The organism is Bacillus sp. R86525 (assembly GCF_042466195.1).
Classification (GTDB): domain Bacteria; phylum Bacillota; class Bacilli; order Bacillales; family Bacillaceae_G; genus Bacillus_A; species Bacillus_A nitratireducens.
Genome location: NZ_JAXHPX010000004.1, coordinates 1 through 12,059 on the forward strand (window position 1 = coordinate 1; position 12,059 = coordinate 12,059).

Sequence of the window (12,059 nt, forward strand, 5' to 3'; positions counted from 1 at the left end):
CATATTTAATGTACATTGGATTATCTGGAGCATATGTATCTTATTCTATAATGGATTTTATTAAATTTAGTCTTCCTATTACTTTGTCCTCCTTAGTTTTCTATTTTATAAGACGAATAAACTGATGTTGATCAACTTCTGATAACGGAAGTTATGGTAACTAAATATTACAAGTGTATTTACTTTGAATTTTTTGATGAAAGGAGATAAAACAGTGTATTTATTAAGAAGATTGATAGCAGCTATATTGTCAGCATTAATTATGTCTACGTTATTCGAAATACTTGATTTTGTTTTCGCTAATCCGTATCAATTTTCATTTCTAGATATATTTATGATAGCCATAATCTACATTAGTCCTATATTTATATTATTTGGAATTCCAGTTTCATTATTGATTGATTGGTTTACAAAAAAGGTCTTAAGTAAACTGAATTCTCCTAAAAAAATTCATTTAGTTCAACTATTTATTTATGCGATATTTGGCGTAATTTCATTAGGTATATTGTTTTCATTTGTTTTTATGGTACCTGGCTTAGTATGGAATGCTCTTTTTGGAATAATACCAGCTGTTTTATATTTCTTTGTATTATCGTCTTTAAGGAAAAGAGATAAATCAACATCCTGAATGTATACTTTTGTTGTTGATTTTGAGATTATTAAGGGATTCGAGATAAGGTTTATAATTATGGGAAAATGAATGTAAACTAATATTTAAAAGTTTACTTTCAAAATTAAAAAAAGAGTTCTATTAATTTAGGACTCTTTTTTAGTTTAAATATGGTTAATATCACTTGTTTTCTTAGTTAAAATAAATGAATAATTTAATATATTAATAAATTAATATTTATTAATATGCATTATTGCATTATTTTAAATGTTGAAATCCATATATATAATGTATAAGATGGATATATATTCCTGTTAGGAGGGATTATTTGGAACAAAATAATCGATTTTTATATTACTTTATTTTTATATTTTTTATACAAACATTAATGGTAGGAAATATGACTTTTTTTGAAACTGAAGTATTATCTACTAAAAAAATCATATTATTTACTTTTTGTGTATTAGGATTAGTAATTTCTATTGTTGTTCTTTTATATAGAAAATTAAAGAAATCTTAATGTATATAAAGTATATGATGTTATTTTAACATTTATAAATTAATGAAATCTTGAATACTGTATAATCCTAATATTAATTAATTTTTATATTAGGATTATTAATATTTAATATTAATAGGGAGGTTATTTCATGGAAGAGTTAAAGGAATTTGAATTAGAAAACATTGATGGTGGTTCTTGGAAATCCCATACTATAAATGTTGTTGGTAATGTTGCTACATATGGTGGTATTGGTACTGCTATTTGTGGACCAGCTTGTGGTGTTGTTGGGGCTCATTATGGGGCTGTAGCATATGGTGTAGGGTATTTATTAGATAATAAATAATATTTTTAAAAAAAGGGGATAGAATAATGAAACTAGAAACAAATTTAAATGTTGTAGATCTTACAAATGAAGAATTAGAAATTAATGGTGGGGGTTCTTGGGCAAATGCTTCTGTTGGTGCTGGTACAGGAGCATCTGTTGCTGTAGGAGCTTTAAAAGGGGCACAAAAAGGGGCTTCTTGGGGTTCAAGAGTTGGTCCTTGGGGATTAGCAGCTGGAGCAGTAGCTGGAGCTGCAATTGGTGGATACCTTGCATATGATTGATAATTTATAAGTTTATAAGATTTATAATTAGAGATTTATCTTTAAAAGTCGAGAGGATTTAATATTATCTCGGCTTTTTTATTGTTGAATCAGTCTCTTATTTTATAATTTAGGGAGCAGAATACAGTGGTTAAAAAATTTACTTTTATAAAGCAACAAGATTTAAAGGATTGTGGTCCTGCATGTCTTGCAATGATTTCTTCCTATTATGGGTTTACAATGTCTATTTCAAAGATTAGGAATATAGCTGGCACAGATTTATCAGGAACAAATATAAGGGGATTACTGGAAGCGGGAGAAAAATTAGGATTTGAAGTTAAAGCTGTAAAGGCAACAAAAATGGAAAATTTGAAAGAAATACCATTACCTGCTATTGCTCATGTAGTAGTGAATGGTGGTTTGTTACATTATGTAGTTATTCATAAAATTAAGGATAATAAAATTTATATTGCGGATCCAGAAAAAGGCTTGATAACTTATTTATTAGAGGAATTCTGTCAAATGTGGACAGGTATTCTTGTATTAATGTCTCCTGGACAAAAGTTTAAAAAAGGGAAAGAATCTCAAGGAACATTTTCTCGTTTTTTATTGTTATTAAAGCAGCAAAAAAAAATATTAGTCCCTTTATTTTTTGCTTCTATTTTTTTTAATTTATTTGGATTGTTAGGAGCATTTTATTTTAAGTTTTTAATTGATGATATTGTTACGAATCAGTTGTTGCAGACACTTCATATTGTATCTATTGGGATTATTATATTGTACATTTTTAAAGTTCTTCTTTCTTATTTTAGAACTCATTTGATTTTATATTTGAGTAGAAGAATAGATATTCAATTAATGCTTGGATATTATCGTCATGTTGTAGGGTTACCTATGAATTTTTTTGAGACAAGAAAAGTGGGAGAAATTATTTCTCGATTTATGGATGCAAGTAAAATAAGAGATGCGTTATCAACAATTACAGTTACATTAATGATTGATACATTAATGGTTACATTAGGAGCAATTTTATTATATATACATAGTCCTATTTTATTTGGTGTGACTTTATTATTAATACCTTTTTATATGGGGATTATTTTTGTTTTTCATAAACCGTATCAATTAATTAATAGAGAAGAGATGGAAAGTAATGCTAGATTAAATTCTTATTTAGTAGAATCTTTAAATGGAATTGCAACAGTAAAGTCTTATAACGCTGAAAAAGAAGTCTTTTTTCAAACTGAAAGTCATTTTGTTAATTTATTAAAGAATGTATTTAAAAGAGGAATGTTATCTAATTTACAAGGATCTATTAAAATGGGACTTGAGTTAATTGGAGGAACGGTTATTCTTTGGGTTGGAGCTATACAGGTATTAAAAGGTAATATGACGATAGGTGAATTAATTACATATAATGCACTTTTAGCTTATTTTTTAAATCCAATTGAAAATTTAATTGGAATTCAACCTATGATGCAATCTGCATTAGTTGCTGGAGAACGATTAAATGAAATCTTTGATTTAGACGCTGAAAAAAGTGAAAAAGAAGATAATAAAGTCTCTCCTAAACAGTTATCTGGAAGGATTGAATGTTCTAATGTTACATTTCGTTATGGAACACGTAAGAATGTTTTAAATAATATAAGTTTTTCTATTGAGTCTGGTAGTCAAGTTGCATTTGTAGGAGAAAGTGGTTCTGGAAAAACGACCATTTCAAAATTGCTAATGCATTATTACGAATCACAACAAGGTGATATATATTATGATGATTATCATATTAAAGAAATAAATCGTACTGCATTAAGAGATCAGATTGCATATGTTTCTCAGGAATCATTTTTCTTTAGTGCGTCTATTTATGAGAATTTATGTTTTGGATTAGAACGATCAGTTACGTTAGAAGAGGTTATACAAGTATGTAAACAGGTTTGTGTACATGAGTTTGTTGGTGAATTACCGTTACGTTATGAAACTCATTTAGAAGAAAATGCTTCGAATTTATCAGGTGGACAAAGACAACGTTTAGCAATTGCGAGAGCGTTATTGAAAAAACCAGATATTTTAATTTTAGATGAAGCAACAAGCAATTTGGATTCTACAACTGAAAAAAATATTACGGATATGTTAAAAGGATTAGGTTTGCAAGGAGTAACTGTTATTATGATTGCTCATCGATTAAGTACAATTCAACATGCAAGTCAAATTTTTGTAATGGAAAAAGGAAATATTATAGAGCGAGGTTCTCATGAAGAATTATTATTCCATCAAGGAGAATATTATCGTCTTTGGAAGAATCAAACAGTTCACATAGATCATATAGAGTCACAATTTAATAAAATGAGGGGTGGTCAATATGAGTAAGATTTATTCTTTTGATCAGTTAACAGATAGTGTAGAGTTATTGGAACGAAAACCTCCTCGTTTTATCGCTGGATTACTATGTTTTCTTTTTTTAAGTTTAATAGGATTTATAATTTGGGCATATGTTGGAAAACTAGATATTGTGAGTAAAGGAACAGCAATGATACAAGGTAAGTCAGATGTAAGTGTATCTCGAACTCAAATTCCAGGTGTTGTAGATACTGTTTCTGTTCAATCAGGAAATGCGGTGAAAAAGGGAGATACTTTGCTTCAATTAAAAAACCAAGAATTAATGGATAAACAAAATCAAATGGATCAAATTGTTAAGCATTTAGAAGGACAAAAAGAGATGTTAGAACAGTTAAAAAAGAGTATTCAATCCCATAAATTATCTTTTTCTGATGAAGTGGATAAAAAAATAAGGGAAGAATATAAAGCATATGAGCAAGGGTATCAATCTTTGCAAAATGAAAAAGAAAATGAGATAAATTTGATAGTTAATAGTAAACTATCAAATGAACAAGACGAGATTTTACAAGGGTTAATTGCAGAAAAGGAAAATATACAAAGAGAAATTAAATCTATAAATAAACAGAAAGATAAAGAAAATATATTAGATGAACAAAAACAAGTATTGGATGATAGAATTCAATCTTTAGAGTCTCAACAAAATAATATAGAAAAAAGAATAGGTCAAAGAAAAGAAACGTTAGATAGTGAAAGGAAGAAAGTTGATACAACGAAGGAAGGGAAACAAGAACAAAAGGAATATGTTTTAAATCAATATAAAGAAAGTACTATTGTTTCTGTGAATCAGCGTATTCAATCTTTAGAGCAAGAGATATTTATGAAAAAACAAGACTTTTCTGGATTACATAATCAAAATGAAACGATGATTATAAAGGCACAACAAGATGGAGTTGTACAATTCCCTTCTATTTTGCAACCTGGTGATTTAATTGATCCAGGTCAAGAGGTCGTTTCAATTATTCCGAAAGAAGATGAAAAAAAAGTAAAAATTTTGTTATCTGCTGAAGAGATAAAAGGAATTAAAAAAGGGGATAAGGTACAGTATTCGTTTAAGTTAAAGAAAACGGATAAACAAATGGGAAAAGTAATGTATATACCAGCACATCCTATTTTTGATAAAGATTCTAAAGCTTATGTTTATGAATTGGAGGCAACAATTGATACACAGGAATTATATGAGTTGCATACAGGAATGGTAGGTAGAGCTTCTGTAGTGACAGGAGAAGAACCGATATGGAAGTTTATATTAAGAAAGTTAGATTTCATATCTAATTAATGGAGATTAACCTTGAGCTTATAGGTCAATCCAAAACTTAAAGAATATACTTTTTGAAGAAGAGCGTTCATAACTATGTGTTGGTCAATCAAAACGGACCTAGCAAAGCGAAGGGAGTATTTGACTTGACCAACTGGGCTACACCCGAACCCTCTTGGCACTGAACAAACTACTGTTTGTTCCTGCCAACCGGCGAGGGAGCCCCTCAAGGATTGAGGGGTTGGGGAGTTCGATTGATGGGGTCAAGGGGAAGAGTTCCCCTTGTAGGTTTGGACAAAGTCCGAGGTTTTTTGCCATGCTAAGTATGGCTCGGCGGGGCCGAAAAGCGTCGCAGACCCCTATTAATTTTGATACGGAGTGTCAAAATAAGTATAGGGTTACGTTAATTGACATCATTTCGTCGCTTTGCTAGACTGATGGTATCAATTAATCTAGGGGAAGTGGTGGCACTTTATGTTGGGTTCTATCTCATTTAATCAATCTTACCAAAGTTCATTGAGCCATAATAACAGGGAAAATATTCATGGGAATCCTAGCATCGATTCATCCAGGTTAGATGAGAATATTTATTTTGTTCAAAAGGACATCCGAAGTGGATATAAGGATGTCTTTCAAGAAGCAGTGGATAAATATAACGAGAAACAAAAACGGAATGATCGTAAAATTGATGATTATTATGACAAAATACATAAAGATGATAAGACACATGAACAACGAGAATTAGTCGTGGCGATTGGGGAAGGTAAAGACGACTCGAAATATAGGGAAGCCAAAAAGGAAGCGTTAAAACAGTATGCAGAAGTGTTTCAAGAGAGAAATCCAAACCTAGCGGTTTATAACATGGTTTTACATGATGATGAAGCGAATCCTCATTTACATATTAACTATGTACCGAATTTCGAAAGTAGTCGAGGATTAACGAGGCGTGTCGGAATGGATAGAGCTTTGCAACAACAAGGTGTAGAAGGAACGGGAAGAAAGTTAATTGCACATTGGAGAGCATTAGAAACGGCTTATATTGAGCAATTAGCGAAAGAACATATTCCGAATTTTGAACGTGCTAATGTAGGTTCACATAAGTACATGAAAGTTCGTCAATACAAGGAGTATGCAGAAGCAAAGTCAACTATTGAAAACCAAGTAGAAGAAAAAGAAACACAGTTACAAACGATTGATGATCATTTAAAAAACGTTGAAGAGAAAATAAACGAATTAGAAATGACAAAAACGAGTTTGGAAAGTGATGTCGTTGATACGTACAAAGAATTAGAGATAGTAAAGCAACAAGTAGAGAGTGAAAATGAAAAGCTGCAGTTAATTGGCCAGTGTCATATAGAGTTAGAAAAAAGAGTAGAACAAATGCAAAAAGAATTAGATAGTGCTACGGATCAAGTACCAAATGAACCTGTTAAAATTCCATTTTTACGTAAAGAAGTAGTAGTAGAAGTACAGGATAAAATGTTTGGAAAAGCTGAGATTACGAAGAAACAGACAAGAAATTATGTGTTATCACTAGAACAATATCAAGAAGTAATAAAGCAAGTGAATGCAGCGGTTACTATCAAAAAGGATTATGAGCGTTTGAAAAAGACAGATTTTGTGAAAGAGAATGAGAGTTTAAAAGTCCATGCAGAGGGCTGGATGAAAGAAAATCGAACGTTGAAACAAGAAAAAAGTAAGTTGCAAAAAGAAGTTGGTGTATTAAATAAAGAAATAAGCTCGTTAAAAGCTTATATAAAGGGTTTGCAGACGAATATAAGAGTTTTGTATATACAAACGAAAAAAGTTCTTAAAGAGCAATTTAAGGTGCTTAGAGGAATTGTTAAAAATGAATTGGATAGCAAGGGAGTAGATAATCAATTTGAACGTGAACATAAGAGAGAAATAAGCAGACATCGAGATTTTGATAGGGAACGGTAAAAAAATAAGGAAACTTTGTTTTTATCTTCAAGGTTATTGAAAACGTGATAGAATGAAAAAAAAGAGCCATGCTGGAACATGACTCTTTTTATAGGGTATTCTACTAAAATACCTAGACTTCATTTATCTGATTATAGATTATCATAATTTGTTTTATAATCAAATAGCAAAAAATAGGTGTTTTTGTTGATTCCCTCAATTTAGAGGAGGATTTAACAATGAATGAAGAATTGGGACAAGCTTTAAATCAAGCTGATAGAAATGCTAGAAAAAGAGATTTTGAGAAAGATGGAAAACAAAGAGACCAAGCTGAAGAACTAAAAAAATCTCTTTTACAACAGTTAAAAGAATTAACTGGAGAAGATCATTATGTTGGAACTAATAAAGATCCATTTGCTGGAGAGCCATTTAATCAAGTAATGCACAGAAATTTAGACTTGTTGAATAGTATTGGTTATTTAACTCAAGCAGAGGAAAGTTTTTTATTTAGAATTCAAGCTTATTTGGAATTTAGAAGTAATGTTATTATTTGTAGAGATGATAAGTTTAAAAGGAAACGAAAGAGCGCTGAGGAAGATTTTGAGTTACCAAAAGCAGCAACTGTTTCTGAAATTGCTGAAATGATAGGGAAATCAAGAGAAAAAACTTCTTTGGTTATGAATTCATTAAAGAAAAAAGAAATTTTACTTAATCCAGAAGGTGCTGGACAAATTATTGAAAATGGTCGGACTGTAAGTCCTAGAACATGGGTAGTAAATCCTTACATAATGATTTGTGCACCTCGAAAAAATGAAGTAAAACTCGATAAATTAACGATGAGATTGTTTCAATATTCTTTGAAAAATCTTAAAGATCAAAATGGTAAAAAAGTAAAATTACCAGCTAGATTTTTTTAGACTGTATCAATTTGATATAGTCTTTTTTATATGTATTTTAAAGTGTTTTATCCATTTATTTACTAATTTATATTTTTTTAGGTGTGACGAAAACGTCACAAAAAGGCTTAAAAGTGTGACGAAAACGTCACACCCTAAAAAGTGTATTTAACCCAGTCATATCAAGGGATTCACACGTTTTTTGTAGATGTTCTCTATTATCACTATTATTAAAGGCTAAAAGTTCCGCAAGGAACAGGTAGTATTTTTGAGCAAATAACGCTCAAAAATCTCCACCTTCAGAAAAAGAAAAGTCGGTTCGTTAATCCTCACCTAAAGGCTATCGCCTTTTCTTTTTTTTCTGTCCTTGCGGAACTTTTTTCGGCTGGTTTTTAGCTTTCGCCAAGCCGAACAGACCAAAAACGGGGTTAAGTTGCTCGACTTGGATCAGCAATTATACCCGCCGAACCGCCAGCTTTATCGTCTTAAGTAATAAACTTATCCTATATTCAGTTACGTTAAGTTCTTGGGGGCTAGCCCCCAAACCCCCAGCCAGCACTCACACCCAAAAACAGGAGAGAATAGCATGATAAAACATTTTTACACTGTAGAATCATGCTATTATAAAGAAATTTGGTAGTCTTTAATTAGCCTTTAACTTAACCTCAAACTTAAGGGAGATGTATAGATGAACATTGGTAGACAAATACAATATTTTCGTAAACGGGATAATATGTCCCAAGAGAAGTTAGCAGAAAAAATTCATGTTTCCAGACAATCTATTTCTAACTGGGAAAATGAAAGAAACTATCCAGATATTCATAATTTATTAATGATGAGTATTCTCTTTAACGTCTCCCTAGATGATTTAGTTAAAGGAGATGTAAAGATCATGAAAGAAGAACTTCAAAAATCAACTTTCTTTAAGTGGAGTTATATCATGTTAGCATTAATGTTTATGCTTCCTATTTCTATTGCACCTGTATTTTACTTTTTTGGGTATTATGGTCTTATAATACCTGGGGTACTTACGATTTTGCTTATGTTTTCATCATTGAAGCTTGAAAACTTGAAAAAAGAGCATAATTTAAAAACTTATCGTCAAATAGTCGATTTTATAGAAGGAAAACCTGTAAGTGACGCAAAGCCAAATATAAAAGACAAATTATTAAAAATAGGTTTGATGATTGCAAGTGCTTTAATTAGTTATAGTTTGATTTATTTAGGATTGAGTGTATTTGGAAGATAACTTAGCAAACTATTAAAAGTCCTCCGGATTGTTTAACTGGAGGACTTTTGTCTTTACATAATTATCGTTCTCGAAAGTTGATCTTGTAGCGTTCTTTCTTTTAATTCACTATTTTTTCCAAAGAAAATAGGGAAAGGCAAGATGATGAATAAATTTATAAAATGACAAAACTGTAAGAATACACGAATGTTTGTAAGAAAGTTCGATGTTTTTCTTTTTCTTTTTTTATTATAGTGAAAAAGAAGAACGAAATATTCTCTTATGTAGGAAAGGAAGATAATAATGATTGATTTGTTAAATAAATGGATGTTAGAAAGTACAGGCAATTTTAATATCGTTGTAGGACTTACAGCACTTCTATTTTTGGGTTCAGTAATTGCACTTATTATTATTTACAAAAAAATTGGTAAACCAGATGAAAGAACAAATGCTATTTATTTAAAAATTACTTCTCGTATGTTTACTACTCAAATTCTAATGAATGCTATATTTATTTCTCTAGTTGGTAAGGATATTGAGAATTTCCGTCAAATCTTTATATTATTTGAAGCCTTTGTATTCTTCATTGGAGCTATTTATTCATTTAAATTATATAGACAGGAATACAAATAATTCACTTATAGGGGTACCGCCAGCATTTCGGAAAAAAACCACGCTAAGCAAAAACATATAATAAGCTGTCCATCTGGACAGCTTATTTACATAATTTTCGTTATTGGAAGTACAGTATTCTATACTTAAATAAAAATACATTACTGGAGATGTGAAAGAATGGAAATTATTAATAAACAGATAACACTCGAAGAAATAGAAGTGATAAGAAACCCATTAGATAAATTACATGAATACCATAATAGTAAATCAAAATTTTTTTCTGGTGATTATCCAAGAATTACATTTGAGGAACGTATTAAAGAATATGAAAAAAACTTAAAGTATGGAGAATATAGGATCGAATTATTGATGGAAGCGGAAACGGACAATATATTAGGATTTTATATAGCATATGGTAAAAAAGTAAGCGGGAAGGTCGAGGTTCTATTTGTTGACGAAAAATACCGAAGAAACGGATTGGGTTTGAAATTAATGAATAGTGCAATGGAATGGTTTAAAGAAAAACAAATATATGAAATTGAGTTAACAGTAGTGTACGGGAATGAAGCTGTATCGTTTTATGAGAAATTGGGATTCTATCCACGTTCAATTATTATGACAACTAAATCATAATTTAATCCAACTTTATTTTAAGTCTACAGATGAATACTCTATACATGACCGGTTAACATAACGTCCTATTATCGGTAGCAAATAAAATGGACAAACCTTTGATGGCATTAGGTTTGTCCGTTTTTCTTTTTATCATCATATGCATGATTTTATACATTGTAAAGATACTAGGGTTTTTCCGGTTTACGCAGGTCCTGTATTAGTACAAAAATCTGTATAAAATCTTGTATAAAAAAGGTAGTTGATTTACTATGTTCTACCCCGATCAATTTTAAAATCAAAGGGAATCCTCTTAAATTCTCGAATAATCATTGAAGAGCGGGTGAACGAGCGCCCACAAGAAAATTTATGATATTCTAAAGAGTGAGGTGATAGCTTGAAGGAACATGAATATGTCTTGTTAAACAAAGAAATGAGTGAACGATTAAATATCGGGGTAAGTACTTTAAGAAAGTGGGCTGCCGCGCTAGAAAAGAACGGCTATTACTGGGAGAAAAATGATGATGGTACTCGCTATTATACTCACTATGATCAAGATACACTTATACTGTTTAAAAGTTTAGTACAAGAGCAAAAATTCAACTTAGAACAAGCTGCAAAAGTTATTATATCTAAGCGTGAAGGAAACCGCTCTTCATCAAGAACGGGGGACGCTCTCGAAGAAATACAACAAGAATCTAAAAGCGAAACCCACTCTTCTAGCCGTTCTCTAGCTCCTGTGACAAATGAATCTATACAAAGTTTAATAGATTATATAAAAGAACAAGACAAACTTAATAGACACCTATTAGAAAAAATTGAAGAGATGGAGAAGGAACGAAAAAGTGATAGAGAAATTTTAGAACGTATGGAACATCAACTTACTCGACAAGAAAACCGAGCAAATGAAAGAGATAAAATGTTGATGGAAAATATACGAAGTATTCAACAGCTTGCCATCACAAAACAAAAAAAATCTCTGTGGAATCGTTTATTTAATAAATAAACAAAAAGGTTCACTCCTTATATGACAAAGAGTGAGCCTTTTTGTTTACTGTCGATAATAGGAGATTATGTTAACCGAGCATGAATACAATATACATATTGCATTTTATCTATATTAGGTAAGAGTAACTGTCATATAATGAAGATATTATTGTGAATTATATGGGGGATAGAAATGAAAAAATTTATAGTTAGTTATTTAGTATGTCTTATATTTTTTTCTATATTTACATCTAATTTGGAATTTATAAATAACTCTGAAGGTATGAAAGCATCATGGGGTTCCCCCTGGTCGATGGCTCTTCTTTACATTATGTATGGGAGTATACCTGTACTTATAGGCTGTTTACTAGGGGAATTTTCTTATAGAAAAATAAAAAGAAGTTATAAATTAAGTATTGGGATTCCCCTGTTTATATTATTAGGTGTTTCCTATA

The 12,059-nt window shown here is 30.6% G+C and carries 13 protein-coding genes; all 13 read left to right on the forward strand.

Features of this window, described 5'->3' with window-relative positions; all coding sequences use genetic code 11:
- Positions 1–214: 214 nt before the first annotated feature.
- Complete coding sequence (locus tag SJY24_RS01090) at positions 215–628, forward strand: hypothetical protein (RefSeq protein ID WP_328017258.1); 414 nt, start codon at positions 215–217, stop codon at positions 626–628.
- 310 nt (positions 629–938) lie between these two features.
- Positions 939–1,130 carry a hypothetical protein gene (locus SJY24_RS01095; protein WP_000437363.1) on the forward strand — a complete coding sequence of 64 codons (192 nt, stop codon included), beginning with the start codon at positions 939–941 and terminating at the stop codon, positions 1,128–1,130.
- Between the two features lie 130 nt (positions 1,131–1,260).
- A complete protein-coding gene (locus SJY24_RS01100; RefSeq protein WP_000391828.1) occupies positions 1,261–1,455 on the forward strand; it encodes a Blp family class II bacteriocin in 195 nt (64 codons plus the stop codon).
- A 26-nt stretch (positions 1,456–1,481) separates the two neighbouring features.
- Entirely contained in the window at positions 1,482–1,718 is a 237-nt protein-coding gene (locus SJY24_RS01105; protein ID WP_000764649.1) for a Blp family class II bacteriocin, read from the forward strand.
- A 126-nt stretch (positions 1,719–1,844) separates the two neighbouring features.
- Entirely contained in the window at positions 1,845–4,061 is a 2,217-nt protein-coding gene (locus SJY24_RS01110; RefSeq protein ID WP_000239236.1) for a peptidase domain-containing ABC transporter, read from the forward strand.
- Positions 4,054–5,367, forward strand: a complete 1,314-nt coding sequence (locus tag SJY24_RS01115; RefSeq protein WP_000036965.1) for a putative HlyD family type I secretion protein — start codon at positions 4,054–4,056, stop codon at positions 5,365–5,367. Before SJY24_RS01110 ends, SJY24_RS01115 begins: the two co-directional genes overlap by 8 nt.
- Before the next feature lie 453 nt (positions 5,368–5,820).
- A complete protein-coding gene (locus SJY24_RS01120) occupies positions 5,821–7,287 on the forward strand; it encodes a plasmid recombination protein (protein WP_377863433.1) in 1,467 nt (488 codons plus the stop codon).
- Between the two features lie 218 nt (positions 7,288–7,505).
- On the forward strand, positions 7,506–8,183 hold the full coding sequence (locus SJY24_RS01125) for a hypothetical protein (protein WP_006097171.1): 678 nt from the start codon (positions 7,506–7,508) through the stop codon (positions 8,181–8,183).
- 667 nt (positions 8,184–8,850) lie between these two features.
- Complete coding sequence (locus SJY24_RS01130) at positions 8,851–9,411, forward strand: helix-turn-helix domain-containing protein (protein ID WP_377863435.1); 561 nt, start codon at positions 8,851–8,853, stop codon at positions 9,409–9,411.
- A 282-nt stretch (positions 9,412–9,693) separates the two neighbouring features.
- Positions 9,694–10,023 carry a hypothetical protein gene (locus SJY24_RS01135; protein ID WP_016083241.1) on the forward strand — a complete coding sequence of 110 codons (330 nt, stop codon included), beginning with the start codon at positions 9,694–9,696 and terminating at the stop codon, positions 10,021–10,023.
- Between the two features lie 159 nt (positions 10,024–10,182).
- Entirely contained in the window at positions 10,183–10,638 is a 456-nt protein-coding gene (locus SJY24_RS01140) for a GNAT family N-acetyltransferase (protein WP_377863437.1), read from the forward strand.
- Positions 10,639–11,014: 376 nt separating this feature from the next.
- On the forward strand, positions 11,015–11,623 hold the full coding sequence (locus SJY24_RS01145) for a MerR family transcriptional regulator (RefSeq protein ID WP_377863438.1): 609 nt from the start codon (positions 11,015–11,017) through the stop codon (positions 11,621–11,623).
- A 174-nt stretch (positions 11,624–11,797) separates the two neighbouring features.
- Positions 11,798–12,059 (forward strand): hypothetical protein (locus SJY24_RS01150; protein WP_377863439.1); only part of this gene is annotated, 262 nt, incomplete at its 3' end.